Source organism: Burkholderia sp. HI2500 (genome assembly GCF_002223055.1).
Lineage (GTDB): Bacteria > Pseudomonadota > Gammaproteobacteria > Burkholderiales > Burkholderiaceae > Burkholderia.
The window spans coordinates 1,649,684-1,666,974 of the sequence record NZ_NKFL01000004.1 but is presented as its reverse complement, the minus strand read 5'-3'; the positions used below and the strand labels follow the sequence as shown (position 1 = coordinate 1,666,974).

Below are 17,291 nucleotides of genomic sequence, written 5' to 3'. Positions count from 1 at the left end.
TGGTTTTGCGACGCGAGATACGTGAAGGCATAAACGACTCAACGGCCGGGCAAGTAACCTGACACAAAAAACAGCACCTCAATGCTGTGGGCTTTTTGAGGTTTGCCCGGCGCGGCTCCCATCATGGGGCGGGATCTTTCCCATCCGCGACCCCGGATAGATTCGAGCAAGTCCACTTTAGGTCAACACTGCCTCGCTTGCAAAAATCGGGCTGACCATAGATTTTTATCTGTCGCGCAGGGGCTTGCGGGTGCTCAGCGCTTCAGCTTCGCGAATGCCGCGGCCATCGCGCCTGCCGGTTCCGGCTCGCGCGAACGCTGCTGCGGGCGGGCCGCGCCGCGCCCCGCGTTGCCGCGATCCTGGCCGCCGCGCGACGACATGCCGGGCGCCGCCGCGTCGTCGTCGAGGCGCATCGTCAGCGCGATGCGCTGGCGCTTCACGTCGACGTCAATCACCTTCACCTTGACGACCTGGCCGGCCTTCACGACTTCGTGCGGATCCTTGATGAACTTGGTCGACATCGCGGATACGTGGACGAGGCCGTCCTGGTGGACGCCGATGTCAACGAACGCGCCGAACGCGGCGACGTTCGTCACGACGCCTTCGAGCGTCATGCCGGGCACGAGATCCGACACCTTTTCGACGCCTTCGCGGAACGTCGCGGTCTTGAATTCGGGGCGCGGATCACGGCCCGGCTTCTCCAGTTCGGACAGGATGTCGCGCACGGTCGGCAGACCGAAACGGTCGTCAACAAATTCCGTCGGGGAAAGGCCCGACAGCGCTTCCCGGTTGCCGAGCACGTCGTCGATGCGCTTGCTGATCTTCGCGAGCATCCGCTCGACGACCGGATACGCTTCCGGGTGCACCGACGAGCGGTCGAGCGGATTCTCGCCGCCGTTGATGCGCAGGAAGCCTGCGGCCTGCTCGAAGGTCTTGTCGCCGAGGCGCGGCACCTTGCGCAGGTGCTCGCGCGACGGGAACGGGCCGTTCGCATCGCGGTAGTCGACGATGTTGCGCGCGAGCGTCGCGTTCAGGCCCGATACGCGGGCGAGCAGCGGGGCCGACGCGGTGTTCGCGTCGACGCCGACCGCGTTCACGCAGTCCTCGACGACCGCGTCGAGCGAGCGGGCGAGTTCGCGCTGGTTCACGTCGTGCTGGTACTGGCCGACGCCGATGGCCTTCGGCTCGATCTTCACGAGCTCGGCGAGCGGATCCTGCAGGCGGCGTGCAATCGAGACGGCGCCGCGCAGCGACACGTCGAGCTCCGGGAATTCCTTCGCGGCCAGCTCGGATGCCGAATAGACCGAAGCGCCGGCTTCCGACACGACGATCTTCTGCAGGCGCAGCTCCGGGTGTTTCGCGATCAGTTCGCCCGCGAGCTTGTCGGTTTCACGTGACGCCGTGCCGTTGCCGATGCTGATCAGCTCGGCCTGCGTCTGCGCGGCGATGCGTGCGAGTTTCGCGATCGAGCCATCCCAGTCGCGGCGCGGCTCGTGCGGGTAGATCGTGTCGGTCGCGAGCACCTTGCCGGTGCGGTCGACGACCGCGACCTTCACACCCGTGCGCAGGCCGGGGTCGAGACCGATCACGGCCTTCGGGCCGGCCGGCGCGGCCAGCAGGAGGTCGTTCAGGTTGCGTGCGAACACGCGGATCGCTTCCGTTTCGGCCGTTTCGCGCAATTGCGTGAGCAGCTCGTTCTCGATGTGCGGCTGCACCTTCACGCGCCAGCACCAGCGGCATACGTCGGACAGCCACTTGTCGGCCGGGCGGTTCTGGTTCGCGATGCCGAAATGGCGCGCGATCATCGCCTCGCCGGGATGCGGCACCTGCGCGTCGAGTTCTTCGCCGAGCCCGAGCTTGACCGTCAGCACGCCCGCGTTGCGGCCGCGGAACAGCGCGAGGGCGCGGTGCGACGGCACGGTCTTGATCGTTTCCGCGTAGTCGTAATAGTCGCGGAATTTCTCGCCTTCCTCGTTTTCCTTGCCCTCGACGACGGCCGACGACACGACACCCTGGTTGTGCAGATAGTCGCGCAGCTTGCCGAGCAGCTCGGCCGTCTCGCCGAACTGTTCGGACAGGATGTCGCGCGCGCCGTCGAGCGCGGCCTTGATGTCGGCGACGCCCTTGTCGGCGTCGACGTACGCGGCTGCCTCGGCCTGCGGGTCGAGCAGCGGGTTCGCGAGGAGCGCCTGGGCGAGCGGCTCGAGGCCGGCTTCGCGGGCGATCTGCGCACGCGTGCGACGCTTCGGCTTGTACGGCAGATAAAGGTCTTCGAGCACCTGCTTGCTGTCGGCCGCGTCGATCGCGGCGCGCAGTTCGTCGGTCAGCTTGCCCTGTTCGTCGATGCTCGACAGGATCGACGCACGGCGATCCTCGAGTTCGCGCAGATACAGGAGGCGTTCCTCGAGCTGGCGCAACTGCGTGTCGTCCAGGTTGCCGGTCACTTCCTTGCGGTACCGGGCAATGAACGGAACGGTCGAGCCTTCGTCGAGGAGTTGCACGGCCGCCGCGACCTGGCGCGGCTGGACGGACAGTTCGGTGGCGATGCGCTGTACGATCTTGAGTGCTACGGTTTCCGTCATGTCGTGGATGATCTGCCTGCTGAAATCGCGGCGGGGGCCGGCAGGCCCGAAGCGGCGGGCTGCGTGGCGGGCCCGACGGGCCGGATGCCGCGGGTGAGTGAAGCGGGGCATTTTGCCATAAATGGCGGAGCGCCCAGCCGGGGGTGATAGAATTTGACACATGTCCCGCAGCTTTCCTACGACGTTGCCAACTTCCCGAATTTCTCTCGTCGCGCTCGGCGCAGCGCTCGCCGCGGCTTTGTCTGCCGGGCCTTCCAGCGCGTTCGCGCAAGCTTCGGACGCAACCGCGCCGGCCGCCGCCGCGGCGGCGCCCGTGACGGCCACGGCCGCACCGGATTTCGACGCCCGTCAAAAAGTGCTCAATCAACGCTCCGCAGAAAACGATTATCGTTATGCGGTGGCCGAGCACGATTGCTACAGCAAGTTCTTCGTCAATCACTGTCTCGGCAAGGCGCGTGAAAAGATGCGCGACGAGCGGGCGAGCATCCGCCAGGAGCAGCTCGCACTCAACGACGAGCAGCGGGCGGTGCGTGCGCAGCAGCGCGACCAGCAGCAGGCGCTGAAGGCGGCGCAGAACGCGGCGGAAGCACCGCAGCGCGCGGCGAACGATGCGGCAAACGCGGCTGCGTTCCGCGACAAGCAGGAGCAGAATGCGCTGAAGCAGGCGCAGCGTGGCGCGGAAGGGCCGCAGCGCGCGGCGAACAAGCAGGCATACGACCAGAAGCAGGGCGACTTCCAGCGCAAGCTCGACCAGGCGCACCAGCAGGCCGCGCAGAAGGCGCAGGAGCGGGCGGACAACGCCGCGCGCTACGAGCAGAAGCAGAAGGAAGCCGTGCAGCACAAGGCCGATGTCGAGCAGCGTCAGAAGGAAGCGGCCGAGAAGGCGCAGCAGAAGCAACAGCAGGGGCAGTAACGTGTTGGATTGATCGAGATCAGTCTCGGGCGCGCCGGCACGCCAGTCGGCGCGCTGCTTCGATGAGGAGGCAAGTATGCAAAACCGTCACACGGAACAGCAGCAGGAATTGCACAACCGTTTGGCTGCATTGCAGGAGCAGCACCAGCAGCTCGCTCGGGAGATCGAGCTGAAGGAAGGGCACTCCGACATCGACGACATCACGCTGCACCGGCTGAAGAAGGAAAAGCTGGCGGCCAAGGACAAAATCATTTTGCTGCAATCGCAGCTGGAACCGGATAAGCGCGCCTGAGCGCGGCCTGGCAAGCGCCGGCGCCGCCCGGGCGCTGGACACAGGAACGCTTGCCTTGAATTCACCGCTTGAAGCCACCCCCGATGCCCGGCGCGACGTGTCGCCCGCCGGGCGCGCTCGTGCGCCCGAAGGCACCTTTGAGCTGAGCCGCAAGCGCGTCGACGAACTCGACACGATCTTCGGCGAAGGCGGATTGCTGGCGCGTGCGCTCGACGGCTACCGGCCGCGACAGTCGCAGATCGAGATGGCGCGCGCCGTCGCGTCCGCGATGGAAGCGTCCGCGCGCCGGATGCCCGAACCCGAGATCTTCGAAACCCGCAAGCGGCCGGCACGTCGCCTCGGCGACGGCGACAAGGCGGCCGAAACGGGCGCGGACGCCGCCGCGGCAGCCGAAGTCGGCGGCGATGCCGGCGACAACACGCTGATCGTCGAGGCCGGCACGGGTACCGGCAAGACCTATGCGTACCTCGTGCCTGCGATGCTGTGGGGCGGCAAGGTGATCGTGTCGACCGGCACGAAACACCTGCAGGACCAATTGTTCGCGCGCGACATCCCGACCGTGCGCAACGCGCTGGCGGTGCCGGTGTCGGTCGCGATGCTGAAGGGCCGGGCCAACTACCTGTGCCACTACTACCTGCAACGCACGGCCGACAACGGCCGGTTGCCGTCGCGGCAGGATACGGCGTATCTGCAGGAAATCGTCCGCTTCGCGAAGATCACGAAGAGCGGCGACAAGGCCGAGCTCGCGAGCGTGCCGGAAACGGCGCCCGTGTGGTCGATGGTCACGTCGACGCGCGACAACTGCCTCGGCCAGGAATGCCCGCATTACAAGGATTGCTTCGTGATGCAGGCGCGGCGCGAGGCGCAGCAGGCCGACGTCGTCGTCGTCAACCACCACCTGTTCTTCGCGGACATCATGCTGCGCGATACGGGGATGGCCGAGCTGCTGCCGAACGCGAACACGGTCATCTTCGACGAAGCGCACCAGTTGCCGGAAACGGCGACGCTGTTCTTCGGCGAAACGCTGTCGACGACGCAGATCCTCGAGCTCGCCCGCGACACGGTGGCGGAAGGCCTGAGCCATGCACGCGACGCGGTCGAGTGGGTGAAGCTCGGCGGCGATCTCGAGCGTGCGGCGCGCGACTTGCGCCTGGCGTTCGCGAACGACCAGATCGTCCGCATGTCGCTCGCCCAGCTCGGCGACGATCACCCGATGTTCGGTGCGCTCGACGCGCTCGAGGCTGCGCTCGACGCGCTGGCGTCGGCGCTTGCCAGCCAGGCCGAACGGGCGGAATCGCTCGGCGCGTGCCTGCGGCGCGCACGCGAGCTGCAGGACCTGCTGGCCGGCTGGGTCGCACCCGGCGCGACGGAAGCGGCGGCGAAGGCCGACGCAACCGCGGCCGGCGACAAGGCGGCATCCGACGGCGATCCGAACGAGAAGGTGCGCTGGGTCGAAGTGTTCGCGCATACGGTCCAGCTGCACGAAACGCCGCTGTCGGTCGCGCCGATCTTTGCCAAGCAGCGCGCGGGCGTGCCGCGTGCCTGGGTGTTCACGTCGGCCACGCTGTCGGTGCGCGGTGACTTCACGCACTATGCGGCACAAATGGGCCTCAGCTCGCGTCGCTCGATGACGCTCGCGAGCCCGTTCGACTACCAGTCGCAAGGGTTGCTGTACGTGCCGCGCAACCTGCCGCAACCGTCTTCGCCGGCGTTTACCGATGCCGTCTTCGACGCCGCGCTGCCGGCGATCGAGGCGTCCGGTGGCGGCGTGTTCATGCTGTGCACGACGCTGCGCGCGGTCGACCGGATCGCGTCGAAGCTGCGCGACGTGATCGAATCGCGCGGCTGGAACATGCCGCTGCTCGTGCAGGGCGATGCAAGCCGCACCGAACTGCTCGACCGTTTCCGTGCGTATGGCAACGCGATCCTGGTCGGCAGCCAGAGTTTCTGGGAAGGCGTCGACGTGCGCGGTGACGCGCTGTCGCTCGTCGTGATCGACAAGCTGCCGTTCGCGCCGCCGGACGATCCGGTGCTGGCCGCGCGGCTCGACGCGCTGACGAAGAAGGGGCTGAGCCCGTTCGCCGTGCACCAGTTGCCGCAGGCCGTGATCACGCTGAAGCAGGGCGCGGGCCGGCTGATTCGCGCGGAGACGGATCGCGGCGTGCTGATGATCTGCGACACGCGGCTCGTCGACAAGCCCTACGGGCGCCGGATCTGGCAGAGCCTGCCGCCGTTCAAGCGGACCCGCGAGATCGCGGTCGTCCAGGACTTCTTCGACGAGCACCGTTCGGCAAAGCGCACGTGACGTTGCGTGCGGCGATCGTCGCGCGATTGCACCGGCGCCGCCCGAATGCGGCGCCAATAAAAAACCCGGCTCGATGGCCGGGTTTTTTGTTCGTGCAGCGCGTGCTGCACGCTGCTTGCGTCAGAACTGCCACCACGACTTCTTCGTGCCGGGGCGCGAGTGGCCCGTGACGTACGGGCTGTCGGGGAACGTGCCGGCGAGCACGCGCTTCGTGTCCTCGGCGAGTTCCGGCTGGTTCAGCTTGCCGTACGACAGGATCATGATGTGCAGTGCGTCCTCGATCGCCGGGGCGCCCTTGTAGTCCTTGATCGCGAGCTGCGCACGGTTGATGGCCGCGACGTAGGCGCCGCGCCGGTAGTAGTAGTCGGCCGCGTGCACTTCGTGCGACGCGAGCGCGTTGACGATGTAGCGCATCCGCGCGGCGGCGTCGGGCGCGTACTTGCTCTTCGGGAAGCGGTCGACGACGACCTTGAACGCATCGTACGATTCGCGCAGTGCCTGCGGATCGCGCTCGCTCATGTCCTGGCCGGAGAAGCGGCCGAACAGGCCGAGATCGTCGTTGAAGTGGATCATCCCCTTCAGGTAGTACGCGTACGGGATATCCGGATGATCGGGGTGGAGCTGGATGAAGCGATCGACGGCCTGGTCGGCGGCGGCCGCTTCGTTATCCTTCCAGTTGCAGTATGCAACGTTGATCTGTGCTTGCTGCGCAAAATGGCCGAACGGATCGCGACCTTGCAGCGATTCGAAATATTTCGCGCACTTGCCCCAGTCGCCGCCGGACAGTGCGTCCTGGGCCTCTGAGTATAATTTGTTGTTCGACCAGGTAGCCGTCTCGTCCTGCTTCTGCGGCAAGCCGTGGCAGCCGGCGATGAGGGCCGCGGCCGCTACCGCCGCAGCCCGGGCGGCGACGGTTCTGGCCGTGCGTTTGGTCGAATTCATCATGCTCGCATGTCCTAGCTTCAAGTCTCGGTGACCCAGTCTAAATGACCCGTTCAAGTTCGCAGAATGCCCAGCCGGGCACACCAAATCGCGAAGATTATAGCCCAAGCGATCGGCCCGCCGACGCCGCCTCGGGGGATTCCCTCGATGACGATCTGATCGGCGACGCAATGCAGCCGCCCGTCGTGCCGTCCGCGGCGGTCGATGAAGCGCCGCGCGTCGTCGAAGTGCCGATGTCGCTCGCGGGCGAACGCCTCGACAAGGCGCTCGCCCAACTGTTCCCCGAATTCTCGCGCAGCCGCCTGCAGAGCTGGATCGAGGCGCAGCGCGTGCTCGTCGACGGCGCGCCGGCAAAGATCCGCCAGCCGGTGCCGCTCGGCGCGAAGATCGAACTCGTGCCCGACCTGCTCCCCGAGCAGCTTGCCTTTACGCCGGAGCCGGTGCCGCTCGACGTGATCTACGAGGACGACGCGCTCGTTGTCATCAACAAGCCGGCCGGCCTCGTCGTGCATCCGGCCGCCGGCAACTGGAGCGGCACGATCCTCAACGGGCTGCTGCATCGCTACGGCGACGCGGCGGCCGGCCTGCCGCGCGCAGGGATCGTCCACCGGCTCGACAAGGAAACGTCGGGCCTGATGGTGGTGGCGCGCACGCTGGCCGCGCAGACGGACCTCGTGCGCCAGCTGCAGGCGCGCACGGTGAAGCGCCGCTATTTCGCGCTCGTGTGGGGCACGATGCCCGAGGAAGGCACGATCGACGCGCCGATCGGCCGCGATCCGCGCGAACGCACGCGCATGGCCGTCGTCACGGGGGCATCGGGCAAGCCCGCGCGCACGCATTTCCGCACGGTTGACACATGCCTGTGGCAACGTCAGCCGGTTTCGGCGATCCAGTGCGATCTCGAGACCGGTCGCACGCACCAGATCCGCGTGCACTGCGCGCACGCCGGGCATCCGCTGCTCGGCGATCCCGTGTACGGCCGTGCGCGCGGCAAGCGCTCGGTCACGCCGCTGCCGGACGGGTTCGCGCGACAGGCGCTGCATGCGTGGCGGCTCGGCCTCGTGCATCCGGTCACGGGCAAGGCGATGCAATGGCGCTGCCCGCTGCCGGACGACATGAACACACTCGTCGCGGCGCTCGGCTTCGGACAGGGCGACGAGGAATTCGACGACGATGACGGTGTCTACGACGATGACGATTTCGGCGACGAGTATCACGATGACGAGCCGGACCTGGACGATGAGGAGGAGTGAGTGCCGATGACGAACCTGGCGCCGTTGACGTGGCAGGACTGCGTGCAGCCCGACTGGCAGGTGTCGCCGCGCGTGCGCGCGCTGATCACGACGCGTGACGGCGGCGTGAGCGAAGGCCCGTACGGGCGCTGGCAGCGCGGAGACGCGCTGCCGGGCGGGATGAATCTCGGCCTGCATACCGGTGACGACCCGGCCCATGTGGCAGGGAATCGCGCACGCTTGCTGGCGCTGGCAGGCCAGTCGAGCGCTGCGTGGCTCGAGCAGGTTCACGGCGCGCAGATCGTGCGTGCGGACGAGGTGATCGCGGCGGCGCCGATGGCGACGGCGCCGGTGCAGGCCGACGCGAGCGTCACCGACCGGGCGGGTGCCGTCTGCGTCGTGATGGTCGCGGATTGCCTGCCCGTGCTGCTGTGCGACACGCAGGGCCGTGCCGTCGGCGCAGCCCATGCGGGCTGGCGCGGGCTGGCGGCCGGCATCGTCGAGCAGACCGCGACGCGTGTCGCGGCACTCGCGGGCGGTGCGACGGACGCGCTGCATGCATACCTCGGGCCGGCGATCGGCCCGCGGGCGTTCGAGGTCGGCGCCGACGTGCGTGACGCGTTTCTCGACACGGCCCCGCAGTCGGAGCATGATGAAACCCGGCTTGCGTTCGTCGCGATCGATGGCGCGCCCGGCAAGTTTCTCGCCGATCTCTATGCGCTCGCGCGCCTGCGTCTCGCGCGTGCGGGCGTTGCGCACGTGAGCGGCGGGACGGCCTGCACGGTCACCGAACAGGCACGCTTCTATTCGTACCGGCGCGATCGCGTGACGGGCCGCATGGCAGCAGCGATCTGGCTGGCCGATTGACGGAATGCGCATGCACGTGGATTTTGGTGCGCCGCAAAATCGGGTTATCTCGATATTTCGGCCGCTATGCCGCACTGCATGCGCGATTGAATGAAAAATCCCGAAGTCAAGTCAACCAAAATGTTTTATGTTTCGCCGGAACCCTTGTCCCGTCTGTTGTGCGAGGATTATCTCCGTACGGAAATGTTCAGCGGTTTGACATGGCGCTTCACATGGGGAAAACGATAATGATAAAAATACCGCACTGCGGCAGAATCTGGAGACGCCTCTCCAGAGCATGACGGCCCGGCTCGCAGCCGGCACGCCGCGCGCGAGCAGGATTTCACGATAGACGCTCACGAATCACCGGTAAGGCAGGTAATGACAGCATCGAAAAAATCGTCGACGTCCGCTCAGGCGGGCACTTCCCCGGGCAGCATTGGTTTCGATCCGGCCGCCCAGCCGATGCAGCAGATGTTCGAGTCGTGGTTGAACGCGTGGCGCGGTTTTGCAGATCCGGCACGCGCCGCGACTGCGTCGGCCACCGTGAATCCGTTCGCGACATTCCAGTTTCCGACATCGTTCCCGTTCCAGATGCCGTCGATGCCCGATTTCGGCGCGATGGCGTCGCCGTTCGCCGGGTTGAAGCTGCCGGCCGCCGCGATTCCGCCCGAGCGGCTGCAGGCGTTGCAGGCCGACTACGCGCGCGATTGCATGGCGCTGATGCAGCAGGCCGCCGCGGCGAAGCTCGAGTCGCCCGAGCTGAAGGACCGCCGTTTCAGCGGCGATGCGTGGAAGGCGTCGCCGGCGCATGCGTTCGCGGCGGCCTGGTATCTGCTCAACGCGCGCTATCTGCAGGAGCTGGCCGACGCGCTGCAGACCGATCCGAAGACGCGCGAGCGCATTCGTTTCACGGTCCAGCAATGGACGGCCGCGGCCGCGCCGAGCAACTTCCTCGCACTCAATCCCGACGCACAGAAATCGATCCTCGAAACGCAGGGCGAAAGCCTGCGGCAAGGGATGATGAACCTGCTCGGCGACATGCAGCGCGGCAAGATTTCGCAGACCGACGAATCGCAGTTCGTGGTCGGCAAGAACCTCGGGTGTACCGAAGGCGCGGTCGTCTACGAGAACGACCTGATCCAGCTGATCCAGTACACGCCGAAGACGGACAAGGTGTTCGAGCGACCGCTGCTGATCGTGCCGCCTTGCATCAACAAGTTCTACATCCTCGACCTGCAGCCCGAGAATTCGCTCGTCGCGCATGCGCTGTCGAACGGCCATCAGGTGTTCCTCGTGTCGTGGCGCAACGCGGACGCATCGGTGGCGCACAAGACGTGGGACGACTACATGAACGAGGGGCTGCTCGCGGCGATCGACGCCGTGCAGCAGGTCAGCGGCCGCGAGCAGATCAACACGCTCGGCTTCTGCGTCGGCGGCACGATGCTCGCGACCGCGCTCGCGGTGCTTGCTGCGCGCGGCGAACATCCGGCCGCGTCGATGACGCTGCTCACCGCGATGCTCGACTTCACCGACACCGGCATTCTCGACGTGTTCGTCGACGAGGCGCACGTGCAGATGCGCGAGCAGACCATCGGCGGCAAGAACGGTACGCAGCCGGGGCTGATGCGCGGCGTCGAATTCGCGAACACGTTCTCGTTCCTGCGGCCGAACGACCTCGTGTGGAACTACGTCGTCGACAACTACCTGAAGGGCCGCACGCCGGCGCCATTCGACCTGCTGTACTGGAACAGCGATTCGACGAGCCTGCCGGGGCCGATGTACGCGTGGTACCTGCGCAATACCTATCTCGAGAACAAGCTGCGCGAACCGGGCGCGCTGACCGTGTGCGGCGAGTCGGTGGACCTGACGCTGATCGACGTGCCGACCTTCATCTACGGTTCGCGCGAGGATCACATCGTGCCGTGGCAGACGGCCTATGCGTCGACGTCGATCCTGTCGGGCCCGCTGAAGTTCGTGCTCGGCGCGTCGGGGCACATCGCGGGCGTGATCAACCCGCCGGCGAAGAAGAAGCGCAGCTACTGGGTCAACGACAGCGACCTGCCCGAATCGGCGGACGACTGGTTCGCCGGTGCAACCGAGCACCCGGGAAGCTGGTGGACGACCTGGGTCGAATGGCTCGACCAGTACGGCGGCCGCAAGGTGGAGCCGCCCGCCCAGCCCGGTACCGCGCAGTTCCCGGTGATCGAGCCGGCGCCGGGCCGCTACGTATTGCAGCGCGATTGACGAAAACCGGACAGCGGCGCAGGCTGTCCGGTGCACCGCAGTTTTTTTAACAGGGCCGGTAGCGATGCGCCGTGTCGTGCGGGCCTGGAGGAAAGGGAAATGACGGACGTAGTGATCGTATCGGCCGCGCGGACCGCGGTCGGCAAATTCGGCGGTTCGCTTGCGAAGATTGCGGCGCCCGAGCTGGGCGCGACGGTGATCCGCGCGGTGCTGGAGCGTGCGGGCGTGAAGCCCGAGCAGGTCAGCGAAGTGATCATGGGCCAGGTGCTGACGGCCGGTTCCGGGCAGAACCCGGCGCGGCAGTCGCTGATCAAGGCCGGGCTGCCGACGGCAGTGCCGGGGATGACGATCAACAAGGTGTGCGGCTCGGGCCTGAAGGCCGTGATGCTGGCCGCGAACGCGATCGTCGCGGGCGATGCGGAGATCGTGATCGCGGGCGGCCAGGAGAACATGAGCGCGTCGCCGCACGTGCTGCCGGGCTCGCGCGACGGGTTCCGGATGGGGGACGCGAAGCTGGTTGACACGATGATCGTCGACGGCCTGTGGGACGTGTACAACCAGTACCACATGGGCATCACGGCGGAGAACGTCGCGAAGGAATACGGGATCACGCGCGAAGAGCAGGACGCGTTCGCGGCGCTGTCGCAGAACAAGGCGGAAGCGGCGCAGAAGGCCGGCCGCTTCGACGATGAAATCGTGCCGGTGGCGATTCCGCAACGCAAGGGTGAGCCGCTGCAGTTCGCCACCGATGAATTCGTGCGTCACGGCGTGACGGCGGAATCGCTGGCCGGGCTGAAGCCGGCGTTCTCGAAGGACGGCTCGGTGACGGCGGCGAACGCGTCGGGGCTGAACGACGGCGCGGCGGCGGTGCTGGTGATGTCGGCGCAGAAGGCGGCGGCACTCGGCCTGACGCCGCTGGCGCGGATCAAGGCATACGCGAACGCGGGCGTGGATCCGAGCGTGATGGGGATGGGCCCGGTGCCGGCATCGCGCCGGTGCCTGGAGCGCGCGGGCTGGACGCCGGGCGACCTGGATCTGATGGAGATCAACGAGGCATTCGCGGCGCAGGCGCTGGCGGTGCACAAGCAGATGGGCTGGGACACGTCGAAGGTGAACGTGAACGGCGGAGCGATCGCGATCGGCCACCCGATCGGCGCGTCGGGCTGCCGGATCCTGGTGACGCTGCTGCACGAGATGGCCAAGCGCGATGCGAAGCGCGGGCTGGCGTCGCTGTGCATCGGCGGCGGGATGGGTGTCGCGCTCGCGGTCGAGCGTCCGTAAGCGGCCCTCCGTAACCGGCAGTCCGTCAGCGGTCGTTCGCCACGAGCGAACCGAATTCGTGTGCCGGCCGATTGCGGCTTCGGCCGGCGTCACGTGAAGTCAGAGGGGGCCTCCGGCAGCTCTCGAAACCAAAAAATGGAGTGAGATTTATGTCTCAGCGAATTGCGTACGTAACGGGCGGGATGGGCGGCATCGGCACCAGCATCTGCCAGCGCCTGTCGAAAGACGGCTTCAAGGTGGTCGCAGGTTGCGGCCCGAACTCGCCGCGCCGGGTGAAATGGCTCGAGGAGCAGAAGGCGCTCGGGTACGATTTCATCGCGTCGGAAGGCAACGTCGGAGACTGGGACTCGACCAAGGAAGCGTTCGACAAGGTCAAGGCCGAAGTCGGCGAGATCGACGTGCTGGTCAACAACGCGGGCATCACGCGCGACGTCGTGTTCCGCAAGATGACGCACGAAGACTGGACCGCCGTGATCGACACCAACCTGACGAGCCTGTTCAACGTGACGAAGCAGGTGATCGACGGGATGGTCGAACGCGGCTGGGGCCGGATCATCAACATTTCGTCGGTGAACGGCCAGAAGGGGCAGTTCGGCCAGACCAACTACTCGACCGCGAAGGCCGGCATCCACGGCTTCACGATGTCGCTCGCACAGGAAGTCGCGACGAAGGGCGTGACGGTCAACACCGTGTCGCCGGGCTACATCGGCACCGACATGGTGAAGGCGATCCGCCCGGACGTGCTCGAGAAGATCGTCGCGACGATTCCGGTGCGGCGTCTCGGCGGGCCGGAGGAAATCGGTTCGATCGTCGCGTGGCTCGCGTCGAACGATTCCGGTTTCGCGACGGGCGCAGACTTCTCGCTGAACGGCGGCCTGCACATGGGCTGAGCGTCCGCGCTGCGCGGGCCGGGTGGCCGCGCAGCCGGGCGTTTTCCGAAGGCCCCCGCCTCCCGGATTCGGGCGGCGGGGATTCGTCACTTCCGCTACGCTGCACTCAAAGGCGTTACATGACTACTACAAAGAAGACGGCCGAACGGCTCATCAAGAAGTACCCGAACCGTCGGCTCTACGATACCGAGACAAGCACGTACATTACGCTGACCGACGTGAAGCAACTCGTGCTGGAGCAGGAGGACTTCAAGGTCGTCGATGCGAAATCCAACGAAGACCTCACGCGCAGCATCCTCCTGCAGATCATCCTCGAAGAGGAAAGCGGCGGCGTGCCGATGTTCTCGTCGTCGATGCTGTCGCAGATCATCCGTTTCTACGGGCATGCGATGCAGGGCATGATGGGCACGTACCTGGAAAAGAACATCCAGGCGTTCATCGACATCCAGAACAAGCTCGCGGATCAGTCGAAGAACCTGTACGAAGGCAATGCGATGAATCCGGAAGTCTGGTCGCAGTTCATGAACATGCAGGCGCCGATGATGCAAGGGATGATGACCAGCTACATCGAGCAGTCGAAGAACATGTTCGTGCAGATGCAGGAGCAGATGCAGAACCAGGCAAAGTCGATGTTCAGCACGTTCCCGTTCAAGCAGCCGGGCGCGTCGGAGCCGGAAAAGAAGTAACGGTTTCGCGGCGGGCCGACCGCGGCGGCCAACCCGTCGGGCGTCGGCGCCGTGAAGCGGCGCGGGTCGGCCGATCGTGCATTCGGCGCGACGATGTGCGGCCGCCGCCTGCCGGATCCTCTCGCCGACGGTCGTTCATGACCGTCGGCACCGAATGCGCATGCCGGGTTCGGGCGTGCGTGGCCGTTGTCCAGTCGATCGAGATCCCGTCACTTGCGAAGGAACACCGGGGCGTGTCGTGCCTGATGGTGCGCGTTTGTGCAGGCACGCGTACATGAGCGGCGCTGCGCGGTGTAGCGTGGAAGCTGCGTTCGGCGAAATGCAATGACGCCGCCCGGGCACGACAGGCCATGATGCGCGATGCCGCATCGAGGCAATGCGACCAAGAAAAACCGACTGAGAGAAAGCATGCGTGGGATTCGAGTGGCACCGGCTGGCCGACTGGCTGGTTTGGCTTCGATGTTCATGCTGGGCGTTGGCGTGGCGGTGCCTGCCTTTGCGATGGATTGCGCGAAAGCCGTGCAGTCGATCGAGAAGCGCATCTGCGCGAGCTCCATCCTGCGCGCAGCCGACTCGCGGATGAATTCGGCGTACGCGGGTGCGCTGAAGGCCGCACCGGACACGGCGATCCGCGACATGCTGGTGCGCAGCCAGCGCCGCTGGATCAGCGCGCGCAACAACCGTCTCGACGCCGATTACGAAGGTCGTCCGCTCGCCGTCGACGAAGTGCGCAAGGCAATCGATCGGCGCACCGCCGTACTGGCCGATCAATCGAACAAAGGGCTGATCGCGCGTGCGCAGGCCGAGCGCCAGTGGCTCGCGAAATACACGGGCGGCCCGCTTACCGGTTTCGATGCAAACTGCGACTTCATTCCCGACGATGCGACTGGCGCGCACGTTTCCTACGCATGTTTCGGCGCGGTCCATGTGCAGCATCGTGCGCGGGTCTGCAGCCAGAGTGAGGACTGGGCGACCGGGGCGGTCTATCAGTACCGGTCGGTGAGCACGGCCGATGGCGGGAAGGTGCGACCCGTTGCGTACTGCGAAGCGCAGGCCCATGGGAGTGCGTGCGACACCGGTGGCGCGCACTCGGCGTGGATGCGTGCGGGGGCGTCCGGAGGCGATAACCGCGCGTCAGCGCCGGTAGCCGGGCTGCCGCAACTCGATGCGGAAATGTGGCCGATCGGCGATGGAGACGATGCATTGTGGTTCGATCGATGCCTGAAGGCGTCGGTGTTTCCGGACACGCGGTGACGCATTCCTCGCACGAGCACGGCCCGCCATGGCGGGCCTTTTTGTTTTTTGAGCCCGAGCGTCGTGCGCAGCGGATGTCCATCAGGCGGCGCTTCGATGCCGGGTGCGAAAGGGCGGCAGGCAACCGCACAGCGGTGAAGCGGGGCGGACGGTATAGTCGGAACCCCGTAACGTTCGAATGTCACTCATGGGACACAACCTGCTGCGCGTCGTCGTGATCGGTGGTGGCATCGTCGGTGCATCCACCGCATGGCATCTTGCGCGATCGGGCGCACAGGTCACGCTGCTGGAACAGCAGACGGTGCCCGCGGGCGGCGTGACTCACTGGTCGTTCGGCTGGGTGGGTACCGGCAGCGCGCTTCCTTCTGAAAACCCGCCCGGATTCTCGCGCACGCTCGGAGCGCTCCCGGAGTTCGCGAGGCTCGAGCGTGAGCTGGGTTCGTTGCCGGTGACGACGCGCGGGGCACTTGTCTGGCTGGACTCGGATGCGCGGACGGCTGCCCTGATCGACGAGCAGCGCGCGGCGGGCGTGCACATGGAAGCGTTGGGGCGTCGGGAGGTGGCGCGGATGGAGCCGCGTCTTGCACGGCTTCCAGAGTTGATCGCATGGGCACCGGATGATTTCGTGGTCGAGCCGATCAACCTCACGCATCAGTTGCTGGCGGGTGCACAAGCGGCCGGCGCGGAGATCCGGTGCGGTTGTGCAGTCGAAGCGGTCGACACGCGCAATGGGCACGCTGTCGGTGTGCATACCGTGCACGGGCATGTGCCTGCGGATGTCGTCGTTCTGGCGAATGCGGCTTCCGCGGTTGCCATTGCCGCAGGCCTCGGTGTGTCGTTGCCGGTTCGCGAGGAGCCGGCCGTGTTGATGCGTTTTGCTGCCAAGCCCGGTCTCATCAGCCACTTGCTCTATGGACAGGATCTTGAAGTGCGGGTCGGCCCGTCGGGGAGCCTGCTGTCAGCCGCGGATCCTCCGGAAGAGGGGGACAGTGGGCTTGCAGCGCTTGCTGTGCGTACGGCCTCGGACATTTCGGCGCTGTTTGCCGAGCCGCCGACCCTCACGCCGCTCTCCGCGAAATTGGCGTTGCGGCCGATGACGAGCGACGGGGTGCCGATCAACGGATTTTTGCCCGGTGTTGCAGGCGTTTATGCCGTTGTCGTGCATCCCGGCGTGATCCTGGCGCCCCAGCTTGGGCGATTGGCGGCGAACGCGATCATGGATGCGTGACGGGGCACGCGTCTCGTCGTCCGTCAGTGCGTCTGATCGAAATCCTGCTCGCCGTCCGACGGAGGAAGGTCGAGCACGAGCTTGACGGCGCTGTAGTTGGCCTTGAGCGAAAACACGCGGCCGATCACGAGAAATGTCTGGCGCGAGTTCTCGAGCTCGACGAAGTCGCCCGGTTGCGGTACGTGCGCGCCTTGATCGTAGGAGAAGCTGGTGCTGGTTTGCTCGCCAATAGCTTCGGCTGCGTGTTCGGTGAATTCGATCGTGATGTGGGTGGTCATGCGAGCCCCGTTGGGTAATGGAAGAGAGGGAAGAGCGTGGACACTGCGATTTTCGCATAGCGACGGGGCGGTTCCGGCGGAATTGTCGGGAAGCGACGCGTGCGGGTGGATCCCCGTCACTTCGCCGATTTCCGGTCGAAGGTGGACCGCACGGTTTTGGCCAGCACGTTGCGCAGCGCCAGCCAGAGCAGCTTGATCGCCGCCTCGTCGTTCGGGAAGTTGCCACGCGTCTTGCCGCACATGGCGTTGACGGTAAGCCGATAGCCCCTCATCCCGCATCAAGCCGACGCGGTCGGCGCGCACGTTTCCTCTGCG

General features: G+C 66.2%; 15 protein-coding genes. 11 read left to right on the top strand and 4 right to left on the bottom strand.

Annotation, left to right across the window (positions count from 1 at the left end):
- Positions 1-254: 254 nt before the first annotated feature.
- Positions 255-2,582 (bottom strand): Tex family protein, encoded by a 2,328-nt coding sequence (locus CFB45_RS10425; protein ID WP_089425554.1) that lies wholly within the window; start codon positions 2,580-2,582, stop codon positions 255-257.
- Positions 2,583-2,742: 160 nt separating this feature from the next.
- Between CFB45_RS10425 and CFB45_RS10420 the strand changes: the two genes are divergently transcribed.
- From CFB45_RS10420 to CFB45_RS10410, 3 genes are all read left to right on the top strand, one after another.
- The gene (locus tag CFB45_RS10420) at positions 2,743-3,495 is read left to right on the top strand and encodes a hypothetical protein (protein ID WP_089425553.1); all 753 of its coding nucleotides are present in this window, start codon (positions 2,743-2,745) and stop codon (positions 3,493-3,495) included.
- Between the two features lie 76 nt (positions 3,496-3,571).
- Complete coding sequence (locus CFB45_RS10415) at positions 3,572-3,787, top strand: YdcH family protein (RefSeq protein ID WP_006478692.1); 216 nt, start codon at positions 3,572-3,574, stop codon at positions 3,785-3,787.
- Positions 3,788-3,842: 55 nt separating this feature from the next.
- On the top strand, positions 3,843-6,092 hold the full coding sequence (locus CFB45_RS10410) for an ATP-dependent DNA helicase (RefSeq protein WP_089425552.1): 2,250 nt from the start codon (positions 3,843-3,845) through the stop codon (positions 6,090-6,092).
- 120 nt (positions 6,093-6,212) lie between these two features.
- On the opposite strand, the gene CFB45_RS10405 is transcribed toward CFB45_RS10410, so the two are convergent.
- Positions 6,213-7,037 carry an outer membrane protein assembly factor BamD gene (locus CFB45_RS10405; protein ID WP_046545840.1) on the bottom strand — a complete coding sequence of 275 codons (825 nt, stop codon included), beginning with the start codon at positions 7,035-7,037 and terminating at the stop codon, positions 6,213-6,215.
- 41 nt (positions 7,038-7,078) lie between these two features.
- Between CFB45_RS10405 and CFB45_RS10400 the strand changes: the two genes are divergently transcribed.
- The 8 genes from CFB45_RS10400 to CFB45_RS10365 all read left to right on the top strand — a co-directional run bounded on the left by CFB45_RS10400 (position 7,079) and on the right by CFB45_RS10365 (position 16,698).
- Entirely contained in the window at positions 7,079-8,287 is a 1,209-nt protein-coding gene (locus CFB45_RS10400; RefSeq protein WP_089425551.1) for an RluA family pseudouridine synthase, read from the top strand.
- Between the two features lie 6 nt (positions 8,288-8,293).
- Positions 8,294-9,133, top strand: coding sequence for a peptidoglycan editing factor PgeF (gene pgeF / locus CFB45_RS10395; protein ID WP_089425932.1), 840 nt, complete (start codon positions 8,294-8,296; stop codon positions 9,131-9,133).
- Positions 9,134-9,493: 360 nt separating this feature from the next.
- Complete coding sequence (locus tag CFB45_RS10390; protein ID WP_089425550.1) at positions 9,494-11,359, top strand: PHA/PHB synthase family protein; 1,866 nt, start codon at positions 9,494-9,496, stop codon at positions 11,357-11,359.
- 99 nt (positions 11,360-11,458) lie between these two features.
- Positions 11,459-12,640: an acetyl-CoA C-acetyltransferase gene (locus CFB45_RS10385; protein ID WP_089425549.1), complete on the top strand. Its 1,182-nt coding sequence runs from the start codon at positions 11,459-11,461 to the stop codon at positions 12,638-12,640.
- A 149-nt stretch (positions 12,641-12,789) separates the two neighbouring features.
- The gene (locus CFB45_RS10380; protein ID WP_027784565.1) at positions 12,790-13,530 is read left to right on the top strand and encodes a 3-ketoacyl-ACP reductase; all 741 of its coding nucleotides are present in this window, start codon (positions 12,790-12,792) and stop codon (positions 13,528-13,530) included.
- Between the two features lie 119 nt (positions 13,531-13,649).
- Positions 13,650-14,216, top strand: coding sequence for a polyhydroxyalkanoate synthesis repressor PhaR (phaR, locus tag CFB45_RS10375; RefSeq protein ID WP_006485265.1), 567 nt, complete (start codon positions 13,650-13,652; stop codon positions 14,214-14,216).
- A 465-nt stretch (positions 14,217-14,681) separates the two neighbouring features.
- Positions 14,682-15,470 carry a lysozyme inhibitor LprI family protein gene (locus CFB45_RS10370; protein ID WP_256978195.1) on the top strand — a complete coding sequence of 263 codons (789 nt, stop codon included), beginning with the start codon at positions 14,682-14,684 and terminating at the stop codon, positions 15,468-15,470.
- 187 nt (positions 15,471-15,657) lie between these two features.
- Positions 15,658-16,698, top strand: a complete 1,041-nt coding sequence (locus CFB45_RS10365; protein WP_179255057.1) for an NAD(P)/FAD-dependent oxidoreductase — start codon at positions 15,658-15,660, stop codon at positions 16,696-16,698.
- A 23-nt stretch (positions 16,699-16,721) separates the two neighbouring features.
- Here the strand turns inward: CFB45_RS10365 and CFB45_RS10360 are convergent, their stop codons facing one another.
- Positions 16,722-16,976, bottom strand: coding sequence for a hypothetical protein (locus tag CFB45_RS10360; protein ID WP_069248086.1), 255 nt, complete (start codon positions 16,974-16,976; stop codon positions 16,722-16,724).
- 116 nt (positions 16,977-17,092) lie between these two features.
- Positions 17,093-17,248 (bottom strand): hypothetical protein, encoded by a 156-nt coding sequence (locus CFB45_RS38990; RefSeq protein ID WP_174972608.1) that lies wholly within the window; start codon positions 17,246-17,248, stop codon positions 17,093-17,095.
- Positions 17,249-17,291: the final 43 nt, after the last annotated feature.

What these genes read in the sequence shown, in the direction of transcription:
- CFB45_RS10425 (WP_089425554.1), bottom strand. Translation starts at nt 2,582, where the DNA reads ATGACGGAAACCGTAGCACTCAAGATCGTACAGCGCATCGCCACCGAA.
- CFB45_RS10420 (WP_089425553.1), top strand. Translation starts at nt 2,743, where the DNA reads ATGTCCCGCAGCTTTCCTACGACGTTGCCAACTTCCCGAATTTCTCTC.
- CFB45_RS10415 (WP_006478692.1), top strand. Translation starts at nt 3,572, where the DNA reads ATGCAAAACCGTCACACGGAACAGCAGCAGGAATTGCACAACCGTTTG.
- CFB45_RS10405 (WP_046545840.1), bottom strand. Translation starts at nt 7,037, where the DNA reads ATGATGAATTCGACCAAACGCACGGCCAGAACCGTCGCCGCCCGGGCT.
- CFB45_RS10400 (WP_089425551.1), top strand. Translation starts at nt 7,079, where the DNA reads ATGACCCGTTCAAGTTCGCAGAATGCCCAGCCGGGCACACCAAATCGC.
- pgeF (WP_089425932.1), top strand. Translation starts at nt 8,294, where the DNA reads ATGACGAACCTGGCGCCGTTGACGTGGCAGGACTGCGTGCAGCCCGAC.
- CFB45_RS10390 (WP_089425550.1), top strand. Translation starts at nt 9,494, where the DNA reads ATGACAGCATCGAAAAAATCGTCGACGTCCGCTCAGGCGGGCACTTCC.
- CFB45_RS10385 (WP_089425549.1), top strand. Translation starts at nt 11,459, where the DNA reads ATGACGGACGTAGTGATCGTATCGGCCGCGCGGACCGCGGTCGGCAAA.
- CFB45_RS10380 (WP_027784565.1), top strand. Translation starts at nt 12,790, where the DNA reads ATGTCTCAGCGAATTGCGTACGTAACGGGCGGGATGGGCGGCATCGGC.
- phaR (WP_006485265.1), top strand. Translation starts at nt 13,650, where the DNA reads ATGACTACTACAAAGAAGACGGCCGAACGGCTCATCAAGAAGTACCCG.
- CFB45_RS10370 (WP_256978195.1), top strand. Translation starts at nt 14,682, where the DNA reads ATGCTGGGCGTTGGCGTGGCGGTGCCTGCCTTTGCGATGGATTGCGCG.
- CFB45_RS10365 (WP_179255057.1), top strand. Translation starts at nt 15,658, where the DNA reads ATGGGACACAACCTGCTGCGCGTCGTCGTGATCGGTGGTGGCATCGTC.
- CFB45_RS10360 (WP_069248086.1), bottom strand. Translation starts at nt 16,976, where the DNA reads ATGACCACCCACATCACGATCGAATTCACCGAACACGCAGCCGAAGCT.
- CFB45_RS38990 (WP_174972608.1), bottom strand. Translation starts at nt 17,248, where the DNA reads ATGAGGGGCTATCGGCTTACCGTCAACGCCATGTGCGGCAAGACGCGT.